Genomic DNA, 22468 nt, shown 5'->3' with positions numbered 1-22468 from the left:
CCCCTCGATCTTCTTCCGCTTCCGGTTTATTGTTGAATGCCCTGCCTCATAATAATCCGGAGAACATCGCGTGTTTCAGAAAGTAGACGCCTACGCCGGCGACCCTATCCTCTCCTTGATGGAGCGTTTCAAAGAAGATCCTCGCAGCGACAAAGTGAACCTCAGCATTGGTCTTTACTACAACGAAGACGGCATCATTCCTCAGTTGAAAGCCGTTGCCGAAGCTGAAGCGCGTCTGAACGCAACCCCGCACGGTGCTTCGCTTTATCTGCCGATGGAAGGATTAAACACCTACCGCAACACTATCGCGCCGCTGCTGTTTGGTGCGGACCACGCGGTGCTCGCGCAAAAGCGCGTGGCGACTATCCAGACGCTGGGTGGCTCGGGTGCGCTGAAGGTAGGCGCAGATTTCCTGAAAAAGTACTTCCCGGATTCCGGCGTGTGGGTCAGCGACCCGACGTGGGAAAACCACGTTGCGATCTTCGAGGGCGCGGGCTTTAAGGTGGCGACCTATCCGTGGTTCGACAGCGAAACCAACGGCGTGCGCGTTGATGCGCTGCTGGAAAAACTGAACACCCTGCCGGAGCGCAGTATCGTATTGCTGCATCCGTGCTGCCATAACCCGACCGGTGCGGACCTCACCAATGCCCAGTGGGATGCGGTGATCGAGATACTGAAGGCGCGTAACCTGATCCCGTTCCTCGACATCGCCTATCAGGGCTTTGGCGCGGGCATGGAGGAAGACGCCTACGCCATTCGCGCGATTGCCAGCGCGGGGCTTCCCGCTCTGGTCAGCAACTCGTTCTCAAAAATCTTCTCCCTGTACGGCGAGCGCGTTGGCGGCCTGTCCGTGGTGTGTGAAGACGCCGAAGCCGCGGGACGCGTACTCGGTCAGCTGAAAGCGACGGTCCGCCGGATCTACTCCAGCCCGCCGAACTTTGGTGCGCAGGTGGTGGCGACAGTTCTCGGTGACGAAACGCTGAAAGCGTCCTGGCTTGCGGAAGTGGAAGCGATGCGTAAGCGCATCCTGTCGATGCGTCAGGAGCTGGTTAACGTCCTGAAAGAGGCCGTGCCTGGGCATAACTTTGATTATCTTCTCAAGCAACGCGGGATGTTCAGCTACACCGGACTGAGCGCAGCGCAGGTCGATCGCCTGCGCGAAGAGTTCGGTGTCTACCTGATCGCCAGCGGCCGTATGTGCGTGGCGGGTCTGAATGCCAGCAACGTCCAGCGCGTGGCGCAGGCGTTTGCATCCGTAATGTAAGCATTCACTTACTTGCATACTGTATGTAGGCCGGGCAAGGCGTAGCCGCCACCCGGCTTTTTTGTTCGCGCCGGTGCCAGTCATTGCCCGGTGGCGCTTCGCTTCCCGGACCTACACGTTTCTTCTGCGCTTTGTGATCGTCTTCTTTTTATTCAGCTCCATAAGTAAAAACTCCTTTCCTTCCCCTACCGCTGGGGTTATGGTCGGATAGTTTTTTGACCATCCGCTCAAAATAAAAAGATAACAAACTGAATATTCAGGGGAAAATATGCGCAAGATCACACTGGCGCTCAGCGCCGCCTGCTTATTGTTCTCGCTTAATAGCGCCGTTGTTGCACGGGCTTCTGCACCCACGCCGCTTTACACCGGCACTACCGCCGCCATTCTTGCCGAACAGGCCCCCATTCACTGGGTTTCAGTGGCACAAATCGAAAATAGCCTGACGGGTCGCCCGCCGATAGCCGTGGGCTTCGATATTGACGATACCGTTCTCTTCTCCAGCCCCGGTTTCTGGCGCGGCAAAAAAACGTACTCCCCGGACAGCGAAGCCTATCTGAAAAACCCGGAATTCTGGGAAAAGATGAACAACGGCTGGGATGAGTTCAGTATCCCGAAAGAGGTTGCCCGCGCGCTGATCGCCATGCACGTAAAGCGCGGCGACAGCATTTACTTCGTGACCGGACGTAGCCAGACCAAAACCGAAACCGTCTCGAAAACGCTACAGGATGATTTCCTGATCCCGGCGGCCAGCATGAACCCGGTCATTTTTGCCGGGGACCAGGAAGGGCAAAACACCAAAACCCAGTGGCTGGAAAAGAAAAATATCAAAGTGTTCTACGGGGATTCAGATAACGACATCACCGCGGCGCAAGACGTGGGGGCCAGAGGCATCAGGGTGCTACGCGCCTCGAACTCCACCTACCGACCGCTGCCGATGGCCGGAAAATTTGGTGAAGAGGTGATCGTTAACTCTGAATACTGATGTATTAACGGCGGGGTGAATGCTTTTTTAAGCAAATCTCGCTGCGCGGGTTTTACCTTTCGCTTTCTTGCTGCACACTTAGAAATATTCACCTTTCATAATGGAGCAGCACATGTGGTATCAACAGACCCTGACCTTAAGCGCAAAACCACGCGGATTTCACCTTGTGACGGACGAAGTCATCGGGCAAATCCGCGACCTGTCGCGCGTCAAAACGGGTTTGCTGCATCTGCTGCTTCAGCACACGTCTGCTTCTCTCACGCTCAATGAAAATTGCGATCCCACCGTCCGGTCCGACATGGAGCACCATTTTCTGAAGAGCGTCCCGGACAACGCGCCTTATGAGCATGACTATGAGGGGGCGGACGATATGCCTTCGCACATCAAATCCTCTTTGCTGGGCGTCTCGCTGATGCTGCCGGTCCACAACGGACGGCTACAGCTGGGAACGTGGCAGGGGATCTGGCTGGGAGAACATCGCATTCACGGTGGTTCGCGTAAAATTATCGCAACGCTACAAGGGGAATAAAGATGACAATTTCGGAGATACTTCAGTACTGCATGAGCAAGCCGGGTGCGGAACAAAGCGTTCACAGCGACTGGAAAGCCACGCAGATCAAAGTGGGGGATGTGCTGTTCGCGATGGTGAAAGAGGTGGATGCGCGGCCTGCGGCATCACTGAAAACCAGTCCGGAACTGGCGGACTTACTGCGCCAGCAGCACGATGATGTCAGGCCAAGTAAGCATCTGAATAAAGCGCACTGGAGTACGGTGTTTCTCGACGGCTCGCTGCCAGATTCGCAAATTTACTACCTGGTGGATGCGTCGTATCTACAGGCGGTAGAACTGCTGCCGGAAACGATCCGACAGCAGCTCTCCGTGTGACGATTACAGCAACGGTTTGAGGAAGCGCGCGGTGTGCGAGGCTTCGCACTCTGCAACGGTCTCTGGCGTACCGGAGACGAGGATTTCACCGCCGCCGCTGCCGCCTTCCGGGCCGAGATCGACAATCCAGTCAGCGGTTTTAATCACGTCCAGGTTGTGCTCAATCACCACGATGGTGTTGCCCTGATCGCGCAGCTGGTGCAGCACGTCCAGCAGCTGCTGGATATCCGCAAAGTGCAGGCCGGTGGTCGGCTCATCCAGAATATACAGCGTCTGACCGGTACCGCGTTTGGACAGCTCACGCGCCAGCTTCACGCGCTGCGCTTCACCGCCGGACAGCGTTGTCGCTGACTGCCCCAGACGAATATAGGTCAGACCCACATCCATGAGGGTTTGCAGCTTACGCGCCAGCGCAGGGACGGCGTCAAAGAACTCGCGTGCCTCTTCGATGGTCATATCCAGCACTTCGTGGATGGTCTTGCCTTTGTACTTAATCTCCAGCGTTTCACGGTTATAACGCTTACCTTTGCACTGGTCGCACGGCACGTAGATATCCGGCAGGAAGTGCATCTCAACCTTGATTACGCCGTCGCCCTGGCACGCTTCACAGCGGCCGCCGCGCACGTTAAAGCTGAAACGGCCTGGCGTATAGCCGCGTGAACGCGCTTCCGGCACGCCGGCAAAGAGTTCACGTACGGGCGTAAAGACGCCGGTATAGGTCGCCGGGTTGGAACGCGGCGTACGGCCAATCGGGCTCTGATCGATGTCGATAACCTTGTCGAAATGCTCCAGCCCCTGAATGTCGCGGTACGGCGCAGGCTCGGCCAGCGTCGCGCCGTTCAGCGCCGTCTGCGCAATCGGGAACAGCGTATCGTTGATCAGCGTCGATTTACCGGAACCGGACACGCCGGTGATGCAGGTAAACAGCCCGACAGGCAGTGTCAGGGTCACGTCCTTCAGGTTGTTGCCGCGCGCGCCGGTCAGCTTCAGCACTTTTTCCGGGTTCGCCGCCACGCGCTGTTTCGGCACTTCAATTTTGCGCTTGCCGCTCATGTACTGACCGGTCAGCGATTCGGGCACCGCCATAATGTCTTTCAGCGTCCCTTCCGCCACCACCTGTCCGCCGTGCACGCCAGCGCCCGGGCCGATGTCGATCACGTGGTCCGCGGCGCGGATCGCATCTTCGTCGTGCTCGACCACGATTACCGTGTTGCCGAGGTTACGCAGGTGAACCAGCGTGCCGAGCAGGCGTTCGTTGTCGCGCTGGTGCAGGCCGATAGACGGCTCATCCAGCACGTACATCACGCCGACTAAGCCCGCGCCAATCTGGCTCGCCAGACGGATACGCTGGGCTTCACCGCCGGACAGCGTTTCAGCCGAGCGGGAAAGCGTCAGGTAGTTCAGACCGACGTTCACGAGGAACTTGAGGCGATCGCCGATCTCTTTCAGCACTTTTTCAGCGATTTTCGCGCGCTGTCCGGAGAGCTTCAGGTTGTTGAAGAAGTCCATCGCGTGGCCGATGCTCATGTCTGAGATGGTCGGCAGCGCCGTGTTTTCGACAAACACGTGACGCGCTTCGCGACGCAGACGTGTACCCTCGCAGGTGGCGCAGGAGCGGTTGCTGATGAACTTCGCCAGCTCCTCACGCACCGCGCTGGATTCGGTCTCTTTGTAGCGGCGCTCCATGTTGTGCAACACCCCTTCGAACGGGTGGCGACGCACGGAAGTGTCACCGCGATCGTTCATGTACTTGAACTCAATATTCTCTTTGCCGGAACCGAACAGGATCACTTTATGTACGTTCGCGCTCAGGCTGGCCCACGGGGCTTCAACGTCGAACTTATAGTGCTCAGCCAGCGATTTCAGCATCTGGAAGTAGTAAAAATTACGCTTATCCCAGCCGCGAATAGCGCCACCCGCCAGCGACAGTTCCGGGTTTTGGATCACACGGTCCGGGTCGAAATACTGCTGAACGCCCAGGCCGTCACAGGTCGGGCACGCGCCCGCCGGGTTGTTGAACGAGAACAGGCGCGGTTCCAGCTCGCGCATGCTGTAGCCGCAAATCGGACAGGCGAAGTTGGCGGAGAAGAGCAGCTCTTCCGCTTTCGGGTCGTCCATATCGGAGACCACGGCCGTGCCGCCCGACAGTTCCAGCGCCGTTTCAAAGGACTCCGCCAGACGCGTCGCCAGATCTTCACGTACCTTAAAGCGGTCAATCACCACTTCGATGGTGTGTTTCTTTTGCAGCTCCAGCTTTGGCGGATCCGACAGGTCACACACTTCACCGTCGATACGGGCGCGGATATAGCCCTGGCTTGCCAGGTTCTCCAGCGTTTTGGTGTGCTCGCCCTTACGCTCTTTAATGATCGGCGCCAGCAGCATCAGGCGTTTGCCTTCCGGCTGCGACAGCACGTTATCCACCATCTGGCTCACGGTTTGTGCCGCCAGCGGGACATCGTGATCCGGGCAGCGCGGCTCGCCCACGCGCGCATACAGCAGACGCAGGTAGTCATGGATTTCGGTAATGGTACCGACCGTGGAGCGCGGGTTATGCGATGTGGATTTCTGCTCAATGGAGATAGCAGGGGACAACCCTTCAATGTGGTCGACATCCGGTTTTTCCATCAGCGACAGGAACTGACGCGCGTACGCCGAGAGCGATTCAACGTAACGACGCTGTCCTTCGGCATACAAAGTGTCGAAAGCCAGTGAGGATTTGCCAGACCCCGAAAGCCCGGTCACGACGATGAGTTTGTCGCGAGGGATTATGAGGTTGATATTCTTGAGATTATGGGTGCGGGCGCCCCGAACTTCGATCTTATCCATTCACCTTTCCCGGTTGGAACACGGATTGCCTGATTTGTTTGAAGGACAAACGGCTGTCAGAAACGGCTAATTATGACACAAAATGACCTGTTTGAATATACAGTATTGGAATGCATTTTCTGATTCACTGTGTAACAATGTCGAGTTCGCGGGAGAACTCTGGAACGTGCTACGCAACTATCAAAGTGCAGCATGGAAATGGTACACTCGCGCGTTTACACTATTAAGAAACGTATTCAGGAGACACGAACATGGCCAGCAGAGGCGTAAACAAGGTGATTCTCGTCGGTAATCTGGGCCAGGACCCGGAAGTACGCTACATGCCGAGTGGTGGCGCAGTTGCCAACATTACGCTGGCTACTTCCGAATCCTGGCGTGATAAAGCGACCGGAGAAATGAAAGAGCAGACCGAATGGCACCGCGTTGTGCTGTTTGGCAAACTGGCCGAAGTGGCCGGTGAGTATCTGCGTAAAGGTTCTCAGGTCTATATCGAAGGCCAGCTGCGTACCCGCAAATGGACCGACCAATCCGGCGCTGAGAAGTACACCACGGAAGTGGTGGTGAACGTGGGCGGCACCATGCAAATGCTGGGTGGCCGTCAGGGCGGTGGCGCACCGGTAGGTGGCGGTCAGAATCAGCAGCAGGGTGGTTGGGGTCAGCCTCAGCAGCCTCAGGGCGGCAACCAGTTCAGCGGCGGCGCGCAGTCCCGTCCGCAGCAGCAGTCTGCTCCGGCACCGTCTAACGAACCGCCAATGGATTTCGACGACGATATCCCGTTCTGATATCCAGACGCGTGAAAAACAAAAAACCCAGACAGTGTCTGGGTTTTTTATAACAGGCTATCAGGTAATCACCATCGGCCAGTCTGGCGGAGTGTGGCTCATGGCTTCAACCATCACCACTTTAATGTTTTCCCAGACGGCGGCAATGTCTACCAGCGTAATGCCAAGCAAACCTGTCGCGAACCAGCATGCGGCGCCCAACCCTAACAGGGTGCTAATCACAGCAAGACCTGCGTAGTCGGACTTTCGAAACTGAATGTTTAACGTGCTGGCCAGGAACATCAAAACCGCGCTCAACAACGGCCAGCGCAGGAGCACCATGCTGGTGGTAATGGTTGCCATAAAACCCATCCTCGACAAAACAGACGAACTGGAATGAAACAATGTTTCTCGTTACATAAGATGTGTGAACTATATCACATTTGCTGTTTTATTCGCCAGTATCCGCGTGAGGTAAAAGTGGGATTATTGCCGGGGAAAATATATCGTCGTCGCTCAGAGCGACGTCTGGTCGGAATTTTTATTTTTATTTCATCCAGATAGTAAAACCTTTGCAAAACGCCATCGGCTGTATAGCGTTTACAGCAGTATATCTATGGATTATGCTTGTGTGGAACAATAAATGTACCCGCAAAAATAATTCATCGCATTGAATTAATTGACTTTTTTGGATTTTGTATTCTTTGTTTTACACTCAGCATGCTCTTTGATTTCGTGGTCTTATTCTTTTATTCAGATATGAATTATTGCGGTTGCTCTCTCGATTAATGACCTGCGAAAAGATAATGAAAGAAAAAAGACGCGAGATTATTAACGACAGCATGCAGGCGCTGCATGCCCTGGCGAAGCTGATGCCGCAACTCAACGCGCAGTGTTCGCCAGTTGAAATGCTGGAAATTATCAACAGCGCACTGGGGGCAAATCTCTCATGGGTCAGTGTCGAATCCGCAGACGGGCCGCGCGTGGTTTGTGCCGGCGACGTGACGTGTCACGCCTTTAACGTGGCGGATTTTCTTGCCAGCACCCTGTTGCAGCGGCATCAGCGCGCCTGGCGGGTGATCTACTGGAAAGAGCATATTGGCCGGGCGGTATTTTCCCATCAGCACCCAGGCTATGCGCGGCTGCAAAGCGGCGTGCTGTGTAAATTCTCAGCGCATGGCAGACAGTGCAGTGGTTATTTCTTTTTGGCTTTTAATGAAAAACTGACCTCGTTGCCGATATTGAAAAATATCGTGGTGGTATTGGTTGAGAAGCTAAAAGATTATTTTGATGACATCATCGTGCGGGAAAAAACGGCGCAGGAAATGCAGCGCGTCGTCACGCAATATAAAACCTTATTTGAGCGTGCTCCGGTATTAATGAACGCCTTTGACAGGCATAACCGGTGTGTTTTGTGGAATGCCGAATGCGAAAAAGTCTTTGGCTGGAGTATGACTGAAATCGGCGAGCATCCCGATCCGCTGGCCCTGTTTTACCCGGATCCTGAGGAGCGGCAGCGCGTGCAGGAGTCGGTTCGTTTCGCACCACTTAAGGATATGTACGAATGGCACCCGGTGCGTAAAGACGGGACGCAGTTAACCATTCTCTGGTCAAACATCCTTTTGCCGGATAACTCCATTCTCAACATTGGCCTGGATATCACCGAACGTAAAAAAGCAGAACAGCAGCTGACCGTCAAAGCCACCACGGACGATCTGACGGGCTGTCTGAATCGCTCGACAATCTTACAGCGTCTCAAAATAGCGCTGGCAGCCAGTTCGCCGCAGGATGTCAGTAGCCACTTCTGTCTCCTGATGTTCGATCTCGATTATTTCAAGCAGATCAACGATCGGTGGGGACATCAGGTTGGCGATGCGGCATTGATCCACTTTTGCGACCGTATTCGCGAGGTGAGCCCGGCCGGGTCGGCGCTGGGACGGGTGGGGGGCGAAGAGTTTGTTCTTCTGCTGGCGCACACGGATGGTATGGCCGCTACGTTGCTCTCTTCCCGGCTGCGTGCCGCGCTGATCTCAAAACCGCTGCGTGTGGGCGATAAAACGCTGGTACTCTCTTTCAGCGCCGGGGTGGTTGAAGTCTGTCAGGGGCAACGGGATACTTCTGCCATACTGATGCGTGCCGATAAGGCATTATATGACGCCAAGCGTACGGGAAGAGGAAAAACGGTCCTGGCGTCTGATTATTTATAAATCAGCATAAGAACAAAGAGCAGGCTATTTCAGCCAGCGAATTTTCCACACCTGTCGCGGGTAATTATTTTCCTTATCAGAAACGAAATGAATACTTTTAGTTTGGCTTACGGGAAAATATTATCGGCATCACGAATTTTAGGATTTTTAATACCAAAAGTCAGTTGCTAACTTCCCATGATTCATGCAACGTAATCACCTGTTTATCAAAGCAGCCGGTCTTCATTGCTACAGGCGTACAACATGCAGGGATACAGAGCGGGAAATGAATCGTAGCGCGCTGCGCAACATGCTCAAAGTGGTCGGGATTATCATGGTAGTTATGCTGCCGGTGATGCTTGCGCTATGGTTTGCCCAGCTTAGAGCCGTGTCGGAAATCAGCGCCCAGCTGCGCACGTTTGCTGAACTTGCTTTAAACAAAACTGAACGGGTTATTCAACAGGTTGATCTGGCCCGGGAAGACGCGGAAAAATATCAGGGAAAAGTGTGTACGCCGGAGCATCGTCAATATATGTTGAACGTTTCCCGCGGTCGTCTTTTTGTTGCCGATTTAATTTATGCTGAAGGCCAGTCGTTTCTCTGCTCGACCCTTTTTACGCCGGATCATCCTTACACCATTCCCGCTGCCAATTACACACGTAAACCCGACGTTGCTATCTATTATTTTCGCGATACGCCATTTTTTGATGGTTATAAAATGATATATATGCAGCGCGGAAATTATGTCGCAGTGGTCAACCCGCTTTCGTACAGTGAGGTGATGTCAGACGATCGTTCCCTGTCGTGGGGGGTGTATGACACCGTCAGCAATGCATTCTTTTCTGTAAGCCAGAAAGCCAATATTTCTTTATTGCATTCGATGCTTCGACATCAGGAAACGACTTTTCAGAAAGGTGACCGTTTTTATACGATCGTGAAATCCGGGCAGCGGCCGATTGCGGCCATCGTTTCAACCTCCAGCGCCCGTTTTTATAAAACGCTTTATCATCAGGCTACCCTGACGCTACCGCTGGGGATAATTTGCAGCATTATTATTCTGCTGGTGTGGTCGCGTACACACCGTGAATTCAATTCGCCTGGCCGACTTCTGCACCGGGCGCTGAATAAACGCCAGCTGTGCGTCCATTATCAGCCCATTATTGATATTAAAAATAACCAGTGCGTGGGGGCAGAGGCGTTGTTGCGCTGGCCTGGATTCAACGGTCAGGTTATGAGCCCGGCGGAATTTATTCCCCTGGCAGAAAAAGAGGGGATGATTGAGCGCATTACGGATTACGTCGTGGAGGAGGTGTTCAGCGATCTGGGCCATTTTCTTGCCGCTCATCCCGATCTGTATGTCTCGATTAACCTGTCGGCGTCGGATTTTCACTCTTCGCGTCTTATCGCCCTGATCTCCGACAAAGCCCGCTTTTACTCGGTTCGCGCGCAGCAAATCAAAATTGAGGTGACGGAGCGGGGGTTTATTGACGTGCCGAAAACCACGCCGGTCATTCAGGCGTTTCGCCAGGCGGGGTATGAAGTGGCGATTGATGATTTCGGAACCGGCTACTCTAACCTGCATAACCTCTATTCGCTGAACGTCGATATCCTGAAAATCGACAAATCCTTTATCGATACCTTAACCACCAATAGCACCAGCCACCTGATTGCCGAGCACATCATTGAGATGGCGCAAAGCCTGCGGCTGAAAACCATTGCGGAAGGGGTCGAGACGGGGGAGCAGGTGAGCTGGTTGCTGAAGCGTGGCGTGCAGTATTGTCAGGGATGGCACTTCGCGAAAGCGATGCCGCCCCAGGCATTTATGGCCTGGCAGCAGCAACCCTTGCGTTAACACGCATTAATTGAGCTGATGGCGGTAGTCGCTCGGCGTACGGTCAAACTCGCGGCGGAAGACGCGGGAAAAGGTCTGCTGCGACACATAGCCCAGATCCATTGCGATATCAAAAATGGGCCGCTGCGTTGAGCGTAACGCCTGCGCCGCCAGCAGGAGCCTGCGCTGGCGAATGTAATCACCCAGCGTTTGATGCATTACGGTGCGGAACATTCTCTGTAAATACCATTTCGAATAGCCCGACTTCTTAGCGACCACATCAATGTTCAACGGCTGGTCGATATGTTCATCAATCCATTCAATAAGTGTCTGAATAATTTGCTGATGCGACATAAGGTTACCCCTCTGTGGAGACATCTGTCCTGGTTGATTCGTCGTTTTCTCTGCGGGGGAGTATAATTCCTCAAGTTAACTTGAGGTAAAGGGGTTTTATGGAAAAGAGATTACCGCGCATCAAAGCGCTGTTAACCCCCGGTGAAGTGGCTAAGCGAAGCGGTGTGGCGGTGTCGGCACTCCACTTCTATGAAAGCAAAGGGTTAATAAAAAGTATCCGTAACGCCGGAAACCAGCGGCGCTACACCCGCGATGTGCTCCGCTACGTGGCGATCATCAAAATTGCGCAACGTATCGGCATTCCTCTGGCCACCATCGGTGACGCGTTCGGCGTATTGCCGGAAGGGCACTCGCTGAGCGCGAAGGAGTGGAAGCAGCTGTCGTCCCAGTGGCGAGAAGAGCTGGATCGTCGTATTCACACGCTGGTGGCCCTGCGCGATGAGCTGGACGGCTGCATTGGTTGCGGGTGTTTATCACGCAGCGATTGTCCGCTACGTAACCCGGGTGACAGGCTGGGCGAGCAGGGAACGGGGGCGCGGTTGCTGGAGGAGGATTGAGAGGTGTTTGCCGGATGGCGCTTCGCTTACCCGGCCTACGCTCTCGGTTTTGCAGGTCGGGTAAGGCGCAGCCGCCACCAGGCAACAAGCATAAAGAACTAAAGCGCCACTAAGGGCGCTTTAGTTTTTTCCGGTCTTTGTCTTTCTCTCTATCCCGCTGGCTCACGGGAGGGTTTCCCCCGACATCAGTACCCCTCGTGTCGAGCTTGTGGAGGAGGTTCCGGTTTGTACTGACACTTTAATTCTATGCCCGGCCGCCGTTTTTGCCACCGGAAACGGTGAGATTTTAGCCAAATTTTTTTCGTGAAGTTGTTCAGTTTTCTATAGTTAAAAAGTATGAATCACCGGAGAACATCATGCTAACGGTCCACCACCTTAATCAGTCTCGTTCACATCGCGTCCTCTGGGCGCTGGAAGAGCTGGGTCTGACGTATGAGATTGTGCGCTACCAGCGCGAGAAATCCATGCTTGCACCGGATTCGCTCAAAAAAGTGCATCCGCTGGGGAAATCCCCGGTACTGGAAGATAACGGACTGGTGCTGGCCGAATCAGGCGCGATTCTGGAATATCTTCAGGAAACGTACGATTCGGCGTCACGATTCAAACCGTTAGATCCCGCCCATAAAGTGCAGTATCGCTTCTGGCTGCATTACGCCGAAGGGTCTTTGATGCCGCTACTGTTAATGAAGCTGGTGTTTAACAGCCTCGGCAAACCACCCGTCCCGTTTGGCCTGCGCACGCTGGGTAAGGCGCTGGGGCAGGGGGTGCAAAAAGCGTATCTCAACCGCCAGCTGGAAACGCATGCGCGCTTTATTAACGATCATCTTGCCGAAAACAGCTGGTTTGCCGGCGACACGCTGACCATGGCTGATATCCAGATGAGTTTTCCCCTCTTCGCCCTGCTGGCGAGAGGCGGCATTGACAATCTCGACCACATAGCGGCGTGGAAACAGAGAGTGGAGGCACGTCCGGGCTGGCAGACAACGCTTGCGAAAGGCGGCCCGCTGACAATCCCCGGCGAGGGATGAAATGTAACGAAATTGCGCATGGACGATAACGTTTGCGCATCCTCTGCTTAATTCTTCATCGTCATGAGGCAATTTTAGCGAAAAACGAGAAAGTTCAGTTGAAAAGGGCGGGTATTAGGCTAGATAATCGTTTGCCTACATTTGACCACCCGTTTTGTAAGCGCGGAGCTAAACGTTTGCTTTTTTTGTGACGCCCCTTTCGTCGCAAACGCAGCACAAGGATTTGACGTTTCGCTGGCAGTGGAGTCTCCACCACGCTTACGGACTTTCAATAAAAATTTTCAGGGGATGTTTTCTATGTCTACGCCATCTGCGCGTACCGGCGGTTCACTTGACGCCATGTTTAAAATCTCTGCTCGCGGCAGCACCGTGCGCCAGGAAGTTGTTGCCGGTCTGACCACGTTTCTGGCGATGGTGTACTCCGTCATCGTGGTGCCAGGCATGCTCGGCAAAGCGGGCTTCCCGCCAGCGGCGGTCTTCGTTGCCACCTGCCTGGTTGCGGGTGTGGGTTCGATTGTGATGGGCCTGTGGGCGAACCTGCCGCTGGCGATCGGGTGCGCCATCTCCCTGACCGCGTTTACCGCCTTCAGCCTGGTGCTGGGCCAGCATATCAGCGTCCCGGTAGCGCTCGGCGCCGTGTTCCTGATGGGGGTGCTGTTCACCGTAATTTCAGCAACCGGTATTCGTAGCTGGATTTTGCGCAACCTGCCGCAGGGCGTGGCGCACGGCACCGGCATCGGTATTGGCCTGTTCCTGCTGCTGATCGCTGCCAACGGCGTGGGTCTGGTCATCAAGAACCCGCTGGACGGCCTGCCGGTTGCGCTGGGTAACTTCGCGAGCTTCCCGGTGATCATGTCGCTGGTGGGTCTGGCGGTGATCATTGGCCTGGAAAAACTGAAAGTGCCGGGCGGCATTCTGCTGACCATTATCGGCGTGTCCATCGTCGGCCTGATCTTCGACCCGACCGTTCATTTCTCCGGGATTTTCGCCATGCCGTCGCTGAGCGATGACAAAGGTAACTCCCTGATTGGCAGCCTGGATATTGTGGGCGCGCTGAACCCGGTGATCCTGCCAAGCGTGCTGGCGCTGGTAATGACCGCGGTGTTTGATGCCACGGGCACCATCCGCGCGGTGGCCGGTCAGGCTAACCTGCTGGATAAAGACGGACAGATTATTGACGGCGGCAAAGCGCTGACCACCGACTCCCTGAGCAGCGTTTTCTCTGGCCTGGTAGGTGCGGCGCCTGCGGCGGTGTACATTGAGTCCGCAGCGGGTACGGCGGCAGGCGGTAAAACCGGCCTGACGGCCATCACCGTTGGCGTGCTGTTCCTGCTGATCCTGTTCCTCTCTCCGCTCTCTTATCTGGTGCCGGCTTACGCGACCGCACCTGCGCTGATGTACGTCGGCCTGCTGATGCTGAGCAACGTGGCGAAAATCGACTTCGCGGATTTTGTTGATGCTATGTCCGGCCTGATCACTGCGGTATTCATCGTGCTGACCTGTAACATCGTGACCGGCATTATGATCGGCTTCGCCTCGCTGGTGATTGGGCGTCTGGTCTCCGGTGAGTGGCGTAAGCTGAACATCGGTACCGTGGTCATCGCCGTTGCGCTGGTGGCGTTCTACGCGGGCGGCTGGGCCATCTGAATTGACTTTTTATGCGAAAACGGGTGGCTCAGGCCGCCCGTTTTTATTTTCAGGACTCATCCTGTTGCCTTTTACGTTACTCTGGAGAGGATAGAATAAGAGGCACGACGCCTCAGGTTTGGCATATAAGAAACACAGCAAACAGGGAACGCATGGAAATTTTCTTCACAATACTCATCATGACCCTTGTGGTCTCATTATCCGGGGTGGTTACACGCGTACTGCCCTTCCAGGTCCCCCTGCCTTTAATGCAAATAGCTATCGGTGCGCTGCTGGCGTGGCCGACGTTCGGTCTGCACGTGGAGTTCGATCCGGAACTGTTCCTCGTGCTGTTTATCCCGCCGCTGCTGTTTGCCGATGGCTGGAAAACGCCGACGCGCGAATTTCTGGAGCACGGGCGAGAGATCTTCGGCCTGGCGCTGGCGCTGGTGGTGGTCACCGTGGTCGGGATTGGTTTTCTGATCTACTGGGCCGTACCGGGGATCCCGCTCATACCCGCCTTTGCGCTGGCCGCCGTGCTGTCGCCTACCGACGCCGTGGCGCTGTCCGGCATTGTGGGCGAAGGGCGCATTCCAAAGAAAATCATGGGCATTTTGCAGGGCGAGGCGCTGATGAACGACGCTTCTGGCCTGGTCGCCCTCAAGTTTGCCGTGGCGGTTGCCATGGGCACCATGGTCTTTACCGTCGGCGGCGCGACCCTGGAATTCTTCAAGGTGGCGATTGGCGGTATCCTCGCGGGCTTCGTAGTGAGCTGGCTGTACGGACGCTCGCTGCGCTTCCTTAGCCGCTGGGGTGGTGATGAACCGGCGACGCAGATCGTCCTGCTGTTCCTGCTGCCGTTCGCCTCTTACCTGATTGCCGAACACATCGGCGTGTCGGGCATTCTGGCGGCGGTAGCCGCGGGGATGACCATCACCCGCTCCGGCGTTATGCGGCGCGCGCCGCTGGCGATGCGCCTGCGCGCGAACAGTACCTGGGCCATGCTCGAGTTTGTGTTTAACGGCATGGTGTTCCTGCTGTTGGGTCTGCAACTGCCGGGCATTATGGAATCCTCGCTGATTGCGGCCGAAGCGGATCCAAACGTTGAAGTCTGGATGCTGTTTACCGATATCGTGCTCATCTACCTTGCGCTGATGCTGGTGCGTTTCGGCTGGCTGTGGACGATGAAGAAATTCAGCGTGCGCTTCCTGACCAAAAAGCCGATGGAGTTTGGCTCGTGGACCACGCGCGAGCTGCTGATTGCCTCTTTCGCGGGCGTGCGCGGGGCGATCACCCTTGCTGGTGTGCTCTCCATTCCTCTGCTGCTGCCGACGGGTGACGTCTTCCCGGCGCGCTACGAGCTGGTGTTCCTGGCGGCGGGGGTGATCCTCTTCTCCCTGTTTGTCGGCGTGATTATGCTGCCGATTCTGCTGCAACATATTGACGCGGGGGACTCCTCGCAACAGCACAAAGAAGAGCGGATTGCCCGTGCGGCGACGGCGGAAGTGGCGATTGTCGCCATCGAGAAGATGGAGGAGCGTCTGGCCGCCGATGCCGAAGAGAACATTGATAACCAGCTGCTGAAGGAAGTCAGTTCACGCGTGATCGGTAATTTGCGTCGCCGTGCTGACGGACGTAACGACGTGGAAAGTTCGTTGCAGGAAGAGAACCTCGAACGCCGTTTCCGCCTGGCGGCGCTGCGCTCCGAGCGTGCCGAGCTGTATCACCTGCGCGCCACGCGGCAGATCAGCAACGAGACGCTGCAAAAGCTGCTGCACGATCTGGATCTGCTGGAAGCGTTGTTGATTGAGAATCAGTAGCGCTGTAATTGCCCGGTGGCGCTGCGCTTACCGGGCCTACGTGCTCGATCGGTACCCTCTCCCTGTGGGAGAGGGTTAGGGTGAGGGTACCCAAAACCCCTCACAGCATTGCAACCACGCCTGCGCGCTGTGCGACAGATAGACCCCTTCACGCCAGATCATCCCCAGCTGCCAGTGCAGGTCGCTCTCCAGCGGGATCCAGCGCAGCGTATTTTTATCCAGCCGCTCGCAGATCGGCTGCGGCAGAATGGCAATCCCCACGCCCGCCTGTACCATCGCCGCCAGAAAATCCCACTGGCCGCTGCGCACCGCAATGCGCGGCTTCACGTTATGCTGGTTAAACAGCGCCATCAGCTGGCGGCTTAAGGCGAAATCTTCGTTGTAAATCAGCAGCGGGTGCTCGCCGAGCAGCTCGGGCTTTACCGAGTCTATCTTCAGCCATTCACCGGAGCGGGGAACCAGCACGCACAGCGGGTGGCTAAAGAGCGGCAGCGTCGCCAGTCCGCTCTCCTCCTCAACGGGAAGGGCCGTCATGGCCACGTCCAGTTCACCGTTCATCACCGCCTGCTGCACGGTCAGGCCGCCAAATTCAGCAATTTTTAGCTCAACGCCGGGATAGCGCTGACGAAACAGGCTTATCGGGCCGGCCATCATCATGCCGACCATCGGCGGAATACCGAGCCGCAGCAGCCCTTTTGTCAGATGGTTGATGTCCCCAAGCTCGGCCTCCAGCTGGCGGAACTCCGCCAGAATTGCCAGCCCGCGCTCGAACACCACGCGACCGGTATCGGTCAGCAGCAGCTTGCGCCCGTCGCGGATCAGCAGGGTACAGTTCAGCTCATCTTCGAGGTTTTTCAGCATCTTGCTGATGGTTGGCTGGGTTACGAATAACTTCTCCGCTGCGCGGGTAAAACTTTGCTGGCGAACCACCTCGACAAAATAGCGCAGCGTTCTTATGTCCATGATTATTCCTCGAAACTATACCTTCGATGATTTTAATTCATTTCAGTCGATACCGTACGCTCACTATACTGGCGCCTCGTCTCATTTCTGAGGAAAACCCCCATGGCCGTGGCGTTAAGCCGTGTTACGCCTGCCGTTGTTCAACGACTCCAGGTACCGGTTCAGGTACTGCTTTACGCGGGACTGTTTGTTTTCGCGGAATATCTTGTCGACTGGCTGCATCTGCCTTTACCCGCCAACCTGGTGGGGATGGTGCTGTTGCTGACGCTGATCCTCTGTCGCGCGTTGCCCCTTAGCTGGGTGCGGGCCGGCGCACGCTGGTTGCTGGCGGAGATGCTGCTGTTCTTTGTGCCGGCCGTGGTGGCGGTGGTGAACTATGCCCAGCTGCTGATGGTCGACGGCTGGCGCATCTTTGCGGTTATCGCCCTGAGCACGCTGATGGTGCTGGGCGCCACCGCCTGGGTGGTGGATAAAGTGTATCGCTTTGAAATCAGCAGGCAGACGCATGACTAACTTTCAGATAAGCGTGCTGTGCCTGATTGCGACAGTCGTCATCTACTTTGCCAACAAGCGCCTGTATCGCCGCTTTCGCGCGCTGCCGCTGATGCCGCTGGTCTTTACGCCGATCCTGCTGGTGCTGATGCTGGTCTTCGGCCATATCTCCTGGCAGAACTACATTGGCGAATCCCACTGGCTACTGTGGCTGCTCGGCCCGGCGACCATCGCCTTCGCCGTACCCGTTTATGACAACCTCGCCATTATCAGACGCCACTGGATGTCACTCAGCGCGGGCGTCGTTACCGCGACGGTGGTGGCGGTGTGCAGCTCGGTCTGGCTGGCGCGGCTGTTTACCCTGTCGGATGAAATCCAGCGCAGCCTGGCGGTGCGTTCGGTGACCACGCCGTTTGCGCTGGCAGCCGCCAAACCGCTCGGTGGCCAGCCGGATCTGGTGGCGCTGTTTGTGGTGGTGACGGGCGTCTTCGGCATGGCAGTGGGGGATGTGCTGTTTCTGCGGCTTTCCATTCGCGAAGGGATGGCGAAAGGCGCGGGGTTTGGCGCGGCGTCGCACGGGGCGGGGACGGCACGTTCGTATGAGCTGGGACAGCAGGAGGGCGTGGTCGCGAGCCTGGTGATGATGCTTTCGGGCGTCACGATGGTGCTGATTGCGCCGCTGGTGGCGTGGGTGATGTTTTAAGCTCCCCGGCCAGAGCGACCGGGGAGAAAAGGCTTAGTGCGCGCGGCCCTGCTCAACGCCCAGGCCGGTTTGCGAGCGGATAAACTGGGCGCGGAATTTTTCACGCTCCAGGTTACCCTCCGGTGAATTATCGGTGGCAGAGAAAATCCAGATCCCGATAAACGCCACGGCAATGGAGAACAGCGCCGGGTATTCATACGGGAAGATAGCGCTTTCGTGACCGAGGATCTGCACCCAGATGGTCGGGCCGAGGATCATCAGAATCACCGCCGTCAGCAGGCCCAGCCAGCCGCCAATCATCGCCCCACGGGTGGTCAGTTTTGACCAGTACATGGAGAGCAGAATGATCGGGAAGTTACAGCTTGCCGCAATCGAGAAGGCCAGCCCGACCATAAAGGCGATGTTCTGTTTCTCGAACAAAATCCCCAGCAGGATGGCGACAACGCCCAGCACCAGCACGGTGATTTTGGAGACCTTCAGCTCATCGCGCTCGCTTGCGCCTTTGCGGAAGACGTTGGCGTAGAGGTCATGCGAAACCGCCGACGCGCCGGCCAGCGTCAGCCCTGCAACCACCGCGAGGATGGTGGCAAAGGCCACGGCAGAGATAAAGCCGAGGAACAGGTTGCCGCCCACCGCGTCGGCCAGATGCACCGCCGCCATGTTGTTACCGCCGATAAGCGCGCCCGCCGCGTCTTTAAACGCCGGGTTTGCCCCCACCAGCATGATTGCGCCGAAGCCGATGATAAAGGTCAGAATGTAGAAGTAGCCCATAAACCCGGTAGCGTAGAACACGCTTTTACGCGCTTCACGCGCATCTGACACCGTGAAGAAACGCATCAGGATATGCGGCAGGCCAGCGGTACCGAACATCAGGCCGAGACCGAGCGAGAGCGCGGATATCGGATCTTTCACCAGCCCGCCCGGGCTCATGATCGCTTCCCCTTTCGGGTGGACCGCCATCGCTTCGGTAAACAGATTATTGAAGCTGAACCCGACGTGCTTCATCACCATAAAGGCCATAAAGCTGGCGCCGAACAGCAGCAGTACCGCTTTGATGATCTGTACCCAGGTGGTGGCCAGCATGCCGCCGAACAGGACGTACATCACCATCAGCACGCCTACCAGCACCACCGCGACGTGGTAGTTCAGGCCGAACAGCAGCTCGATCAGTTTGCCCGCGCCCACCATCTGGGCGATCAGATAGAGCGCCACCACCACCAGCGAACCGCAGGCGGAGAGGGAGCGAATCGGCCCCTGCTTCAGGCGATAGGAGGCGACGTCAGCAAAGGTATAGCGTCCCAGGTTGCGCAGGCGCTCGGCAATCAGGAACAGAATGATTGGCCAGCCCACCAGGAACCCGAGGGAGTAGATCAGGCCGTCATACCCGGAGGTGTACACCAGCGCGGAGATCCCGAGGAACGAGGCGGCGGACATAAAGTCCCCCGCTATCGCCAGCCCGTTCTGGAAGCCGGTAATGTTGCCGCCCGCGGTGTAGTAATCGTTACGGGAGCGTACGCGTTTCGACGCCCAGTAGGTGATGTACAGCGTCAGCACCACGAAAATCAGGAACATGATAATCGCCTGCCAGTTGGTTGGCTGACGCTGGACCTCGCCGGTAATGGCATCTGCCGCATGGGCAGCAAAGGGAAGTGTGGCGGCAAGCGCCGTCAGGACTCGCTTCATGATGCTTTTACCTCGCGCAGAACTTCTCTGTTAAGACGATCGAATTCACCGTTCGCACGCCAGACGTACACACCCGTGAGCACAAACGAAATGATGATCACGCCAATCCCAATCGGAATACCGCGCGTGACGCTGGTACCCTCATGCAGCGGGGTGCCCAGCCAGTGCGGCGCAAAGGCGATCAGCAGAATAAAGCCGACGTAGATAATCAGCATGATGATGGAAAGGATGAAGGCAAACCGTTGCCGTTTTTCGACGAGCTCCCTGTAGTGCGCACTATTCTCTATCTGCTGACAAATATCGTTATTCATCACAGAGTCTCCAGAAGTAAGGTTGGTTTGTTTTTATCCCCTCTCCCCTGTGGGGAGAGGGTGAGGGGAGGAAGGTGCGGTCTGATGCCCTCACCCCGGCCCTCTCCCACGGGGAGAGGGAGAAAACACTAGGAAGGCATTGCGATGGCCTGCTTCTCTTCGAGCAGTTTGTCCACCACGCCAGGATCGGCCAGCGTTGAGGTATCACCGAGGTTACTGGTGTCGCCCGCCGCGATTTTGCGCAGGATACGGCGCATAATCTTGCCGGAACGGGTTTTCGGCAGCGAGTCGGTCCAGTGCAGCACGTCCGGCGTGGCAAGCGGGCCGATCTCTTTACGCACCCAGTTGCGCACCTCGGTATACAGCTCTGGCGACGGCTCTTCGCCGTGGTTCAGAGTGACGTAGGCGTAGATCGCCTGGCCTTTGATGTTGTGAGGAATGCCGACAACCGCCGCTTCGGCAATTTTCGGATGCGACACCAGCGCAGACTCAATCTCCGCCGTGCCCAGACGGTGGCCGGAGACGTTCAGCACGTCGTCCACGCGTCCGGTGATCCAGTAATAACCGTCTTCATCCCGGCGCGCGCCGTCGCCGCTGAAGTACATGTTTTTGAAGGTCGAGAAGTAGGTCTGCTCGAAGCGCTCATGGTCGCCGAACAGGGTACGCGCCTGGCCAGGCCAGGAATCGACGATCACCAGGTTGCCTTCGGTAGCGCCTTCCTGCGGATTGCCTTCGTTATCCACCAGCGCAGGCTGCACGCCGAAGAACGGACGGGTGGCCGAACCGGCTTTCAGCTGCGTGGCGCCCGGCATCGGGGTGATCATGAAGCCGCCGGTTTCGGTCTGCCACCAGGTATCCATCACCGGGCACTTCTCGTTGCCGATCTTCTTCCAGTACCACTCCCAGGCTTCGGGGTTGATCGGCTCGCCCACGGAGCCGAGGATACGCAGGGAAGAGCGGTCGGTCCCTTCGATGGCTTTATCGCCTTCCGCCATCAGCGCGCGGATCGCCGTTGGCGCGGTGTAGAGAATGTTGACCTGATGCTTATCAACCACCTGGCACATACGCGCCGGGGTCGGCCAGTTCGGTACGCCTTCAAACATCAGCGTCGTTGCGCCGCAGGCCAGCGGGCCGTACAGCAGGTAGCTATGACCGGTCACCCAGCCCACGTCGGCGGTACACCAGTAGATGTCGCCCGGATGGTAGTCGAAAACGTATTTAAAGGTGGTGGCCGCGTAAACCAGATAGCCGCCGGTGGTATGCAGTACGCCTTTCGGCTTACCGGTGGAGCCGGAGGTATACAGGATAAACAGCGGATCTTCCGCGTTCATCTCTTCAGGCTGATGCTGGTCGCTCGCGTTTTCAATCAGATCGCTCCACCACAGGTCGCGCCCCTCGTGCCAGTCGATTTTGCCGCCCGTGCGTTTGAAGACAATGACGTTACTGATGGATTTCACGTTCGGGTTTTTCAGCGCTTCATCAACGTTTTTCTTCAGCGGAATACCGCGCCCGGCGCGCACGCCCTCGTCAGCGGTGATCACCAGCTTCGAATTCGAGTCGACAATACGCCCGGCAACCGCCTCCGGCGAGAAACCGCCGAAGATAACGGAGTGGATCGCACCGATGCGCGCGCAGGCCAGCATAGCCACGGCGGCTTCCGGCACCATTGGCATATAGATCGCCACCACATCGCCTTTTTTAATGCCCTGGGCCAGCAGCACGTTGGCAAAGCGGCACACGTCGCGATGAAGTTCGTTATAGGTGATATGTTTACTCTGAGAGGCATCGTCGCCTTCCCAGATGATGGCCGTTTCGTTGCCGCGTTCAGCAAGATGGCGGTCCAGGCAGTTCGCCGCCAGGTTCAGCGTGCCGTCTTCATACCATTTAATGGAGACGTTGCCCGGCGCGAAAGAGGTGTTCTTTACCTTCTGATAAGGTTTGATCCAGTCGAGGATGTGGCCCTGCTCACCCCAGAACGCGTCAGGGCTGGAAACGGACTGCTGGTATTTCTCCTGGTATTGCTCCGGGCTTATCAGGCAACGGTCCGCAATGTTTGCGGGAATGTCGTGTTTGTGTATTTGGCTCATGGCTTTTTTTCTCCTTGTAAGATGTTAATAATATGTCGCAAAAACGTTAATAGTAGGGGCTTTACAAGCTTTGTTTAGTATTTGGGCGACAGATCACGCAATGTCTGAA

Annotated in this window: 20 protein-coding genes; 13 read left to right on the top strand and 7 right to left on the bottom strand. The window is 56.4% G+C overall.

Annotated features, from left to right (window positions below; all coding sequences use genetic code 11):
• Positions 1–70: 70 nt before the first annotated feature.
• The 4 genes from tyrB (at position 71) to H2Z33_RS06180 (ending at position 3131) form a co-directional block, all read left to right on the top strand.
• Positions 71–1264, top strand: a complete 1194-nt coding sequence (gene tyrB, locus H2Z33_RS06195; RefSeq protein ID WP_017382625.1) for an aromatic amino acid transaminase — start codon at positions 71–73, stop codon at positions 1262–1264.
• Between the two features lie 268 nt (positions 1265–1532).
• A complete protein-coding gene (gene aphA / locus H2Z33_RS06190; RefSeq protein WP_017382626.1) occupies positions 1533–2246 on the top strand; it encodes an acid phosphatase AphA in 714 nt (237 codons plus the stop codon).
• Positions 2247–2358: 112 nt separating this feature from the next.
• Positions 2359–2775, top strand: coding sequence for a secondary thiamine-phosphate synthase enzyme YjbQ (locus tag H2Z33_RS06185; protein WP_017382627.1), 417 nt, complete (start codon positions 2359–2361; stop codon positions 2773–2775).
• A 2-nt stretch (positions 2776–2777) separates the two neighbouring features.
• On the top strand, positions 2778–3131 hold the full coding sequence (locus H2Z33_RS06180; RefSeq protein ID WP_017382628.1) for an MmcQ/YjbR family DNA-binding protein: 354 nt from the start codon (positions 2778–2780) through the stop codon (positions 3129–3131).
• Positions 3132–3134: 3 nt separating this feature from the next.
• On the opposite strand, the gene uvrA is transcribed toward H2Z33_RS06180, so the two are convergent.
• A complete protein-coding gene (gene uvrA, locus H2Z33_RS06175) occupies positions 3135–5957 on the bottom strand; it encodes an excinuclease ABC subunit UvrA (RefSeq protein WP_015570187.1) in 2823 nt (940 codons plus the stop codon).
• Positions 5958–6208: 251 nt separating this feature from the next.
• On the opposite strand from uvrA, the gene ssb1 reads away from it, so the two are divergent.
• A complete protein-coding gene (ssb1, locus tag H2Z33_RS06170) occupies positions 6209–6739 on the top strand; it encodes a single-stranded DNA-binding protein SSB1 (protein ID WP_063135425.1) in 531 nt (176 codons plus the stop codon).
• A 60-nt stretch (positions 6740–6799) separates the two neighbouring features.
• On the opposite strand, the gene H2Z33_RS06165 is transcribed toward ssb1, so the two are convergent.
• Positions 6800–7081 (bottom strand): YjcB family protein, encoded by a 282-nt coding sequence (locus H2Z33_RS06165; RefSeq protein ID WP_003860282.1) that lies wholly within the window; start codon positions 7079–7081, stop codon positions 6800–6802.
• 443 nt (positions 7082–7524) lie between these two features.
• On the opposite strand from H2Z33_RS06165, the gene H2Z33_RS06160 reads away from it, so the two are divergent.
• Together H2Z33_RS06160 and H2Z33_RS06155 are read left to right on the top strand one after the other, a co-directional pair.
• Positions 7525–8925: a sensor domain-containing diguanylate cyclase gene (locus H2Z33_RS06160; RefSeq protein ID WP_063135426.1), complete on the top strand. Its 1401-nt coding sequence runs from the start codon at positions 7525–7527 to the stop codon at positions 8923–8925.
• 265 nt (positions 8926–9190) lie between these two features.
• Positions 9191–10756 (top strand): EAL domain-containing protein, encoded by a 1566-nt coding sequence (locus tag H2Z33_RS06155; RefSeq protein WP_015570189.1) that lies wholly within the window; start codon positions 9191–9193, stop codon positions 10754–10756.
• 6 nt (positions 10757–10762) lie between these two features.
• On the opposite strand, the gene soxS is transcribed toward H2Z33_RS06155, so the two are convergent.
• Positions 10763–11089: a superoxide response transcriptional regulator SoxS gene (soxS, locus tag H2Z33_RS06150; protein WP_003860277.1), complete on the bottom strand. Its 327-nt coding sequence runs from the start codon at positions 11087–11089 to the stop codon at positions 10763–10765.
• Between the two features lie 98 nt (positions 11090–11187).
• Here soxS and soxR point away from each other — a divergent pair, with 98 nt between their 5' ends.
• From soxR to H2Z33_RS06130, 4 genes are all read left to right on the top strand, one after another.
• Positions 11188–11646, top strand: a complete 459-nt coding sequence (gene soxR / locus H2Z33_RS06145) for a redox-sensitive transcriptional activator SoxR (RefSeq protein WP_003860275.1) — start codon at positions 11188–11190, stop codon at positions 11644–11646.
• A 356-nt stretch (positions 11647–12002) separates the two neighbouring features.
• Positions 12003–12674 (top strand): glutathione S-transferase family protein, encoded by a 672-nt coding sequence (locus tag H2Z33_RS06140; protein WP_017694715.1) that lies wholly within the window; start codon positions 12003–12005, stop codon positions 12672–12674.
• A 297-nt stretch (positions 12675–12971) separates the two neighbouring features.
• A complete protein-coding gene (ghxP, locus tag H2Z33_RS06135; protein ID WP_006810466.1) occupies positions 12972–14321 on the top strand; it encodes a guanine/hypoxanthine transporter GhxP in 1350 nt (449 codons plus the stop codon).
• Positions 14322–14473: 152 nt separating this feature from the next.
• Complete coding sequence (locus H2Z33_RS06130; protein WP_003860270.1) at positions 14474–16120, top strand: Na+/H+ antiporter; 1647 nt, start codon at positions 14474–14476, stop codon at positions 16118–16120.
• A 75-nt stretch (positions 16121–16195) separates the two neighbouring features.
• On the opposite strand, the gene H2Z33_RS06125 is transcribed toward H2Z33_RS06130, so the two are convergent.
• The gene (locus tag H2Z33_RS06125; protein WP_047734698.1) at positions 16196–17083 is read right to left on the bottom strand and encodes a LysR family transcriptional regulator; all 888 of its coding nucleotides are present in this window, start codon (positions 17081–17083) and stop codon (positions 16196–16198) included.
• A 102-nt stretch (positions 17084–17185) separates the two neighbouring features.
• Here H2Z33_RS06125 and H2Z33_RS06120 point away from each other — a divergent pair, with 102 nt between their 5' ends.
• On the top strand, positions 17186–17596 hold the full coding sequence (locus tag H2Z33_RS06120) for a CidA/LrgA family protein (protein WP_032668810.1): 411 nt from the start codon (positions 17186–17188) through the stop codon (positions 17594–17596).
• The gene (locus H2Z33_RS06115; protein WP_015570195.1) at positions 17589–18278 is read left to right on the top strand and encodes an LrgB family protein; all 690 of its coding nucleotides are present in this window, start codon (positions 17589–17591) and stop codon (positions 18276–18278) included. The genes H2Z33_RS06120 and H2Z33_RS06115 overlap by 8 nt, the downstream gene beginning before the upstream one ends.
• A gap of 33 nt (positions 18279–18311) precedes the next feature.
• Here the strand turns inward: H2Z33_RS06115 and actP are convergent, their stop codons facing one another.
• From actP to acs, 3 genes are all read right to left on the bottom strand, one after another.
• Positions 18312–19961, bottom strand: a complete 1650-nt coding sequence (gene actP / locus H2Z33_RS06110) for a cation/acetate symporter ActP (RefSeq protein WP_032672106.1) — start codon at positions 19959–19961, stop codon at positions 18312–18314.
• The gene (locus H2Z33_RS06105; RefSeq protein WP_017382635.1) at positions 19958–20272 is read right to left on the bottom strand and encodes a DUF485 domain-containing protein; all 315 of its coding nucleotides are present in this window, start codon (positions 20270–20272) and stop codon (positions 19958–19960) included. The genes actP and H2Z33_RS06105 overlap by 4 nt, the downstream gene beginning before the upstream one ends.
• A gap of 128 nt (positions 20273–20400) precedes the next feature.
• Positions 20401–22359 (bottom strand): acetate--CoA ligase, encoded by a 1959-nt coding sequence (gene acs / locus H2Z33_RS06100; protein ID WP_045907627.1) that lies wholly within the window; start codon positions 22357–22359, stop codon positions 20401–20403.
• Between the last annotated feature and the right edge of the window lie 109 nt (positions 22360–22468).

Origin of the sequence: Enterobacter sp. YSU, from assembly GCF_016082135.1 — a bacterium.
GTDB lineage: Bacteria > Pseudomonadota > Gammaproteobacteria > Enterobacterales > Enterobacteriaceae > Enterobacter > Enterobacter hormaechei_C.
Note: the sequence above shows the minus strand (reverse complement) of the source record. Positions and strands in the feature narration are given on the sequence as shown.

Coding starts and splice junctions, on each gene's coding strand:
- aphA (WP_017382626.1), top strand. CDS start 1,533: ATGCGCAAGATCACACTGGCGCTCAGCGCCGCCTGCTTATTGTTCTCG.
- H2Z33_RS06115 (WP_015570195.1), top strand. CDS start 17,589: ATGACTAACTTTCAGATAAGCGTGCTGTGCCTGATTGCGACAGTCGTC.
- actP (WP_032672106.1), bottom strand. CDS start 19,961: ATGAAGCGAGTCCTGACGGCGCTTGCCGCCACACTTCCCTTTGCTGCC.
- H2Z33_RS06120 (WP_032668810.1), top strand. CDS start 17,186: ATGGCCGTGGCGTTAAGCCGTGTTACGCCTGCCGTTGTTCAACGACTC.
- acs (WP_045907627.1), bottom strand. CDS start 22,359: ATGAGCCAAATACACAAACACGACATTCCCGCAAACATTGCGGACCGT.
- ghxP (WP_006810466.1), top strand. CDS start 12,972: ATGTCTACGCCATCTGCGCGTACCGGCGGTTCACTTGACGCCATGTTT.
- H2Z33_RS06185 (WP_017382627.1), top strand. CDS start 2,359: ATGTGGTATCAACAGACCCTGACCTTAAGCGCAAAACCACGCGGATTT.
- H2Z33_RS06130 (WP_003860270.1), top strand. CDS start 14,474: ATGGAAATTTTCTTCACAATACTCATCATGACCCTTGTGGTCTCATTA.
- soxR (WP_003860275.1), top strand. CDS start 11,188: ATGGAAAAGAGATTACCGCGCATCAAAGCGCTGTTAACCCCCGGTGAA.
- soxS (WP_003860277.1), bottom strand. CDS start 11,089: ATGTCGCATCAGCAAATTATTCAGACACTTATTGAATGGATTGATGAA.
- H2Z33_RS06140 (WP_017694715.1), top strand. CDS start 12,003: ATGCTAACGGTCCACCACCTTAATCAGTCTCGTTCACATCGCGTCCTC.
- H2Z33_RS06165 (WP_003860282.1), bottom strand. CDS start 7,081: ATGGCAACCATTACCACCAGCATGGTGCTCCTGCGCTGGCCGTTGTTG.
- H2Z33_RS06125 (WP_047734698.1), bottom strand. CDS start 17,083: ATGGACATAAGAACGCTGCGCTATTTTGTCGAGGTGGTTCGCCAGCAA.
- H2Z33_RS06155 (WP_015570189.1), top strand. CDS start 9,191: ATGAATCGTAGCGCGCTGCGCAACATGCTCAAAGTGGTCGGGATTATC.
- H2Z33_RS06160 (WP_063135426.1), top strand. CDS start 7,525: ATGAAAGAAAAAAGACGCGAGATTATTAACGACAGCATGCAGGCGCTG.
- ssb1 (WP_063135425.1), top strand. CDS start 6,209: ATGGCCAGCAGAGGCGTAAACAAGGTGATTCTCGTCGGTAATCTGGGC.
- H2Z33_RS06105 (WP_017382635.1), bottom strand. CDS start 20,272: ATGAATAACGATATTTGTCAGCAGATAGAGAATAGTGCGCACTACAGG.
- uvrA (WP_015570187.1), bottom strand. CDS start 5,957: ATGGATAAGATCGAAGTTCGGGGCGCCCGCACCCATAATCTCAAGAAT.
- H2Z33_RS06180 (WP_017382628.1), top strand. CDS start 2,778: ATGACAATTTCGGAGATACTTCAGTACTGCATGAGCAAGCCGGGTGCG.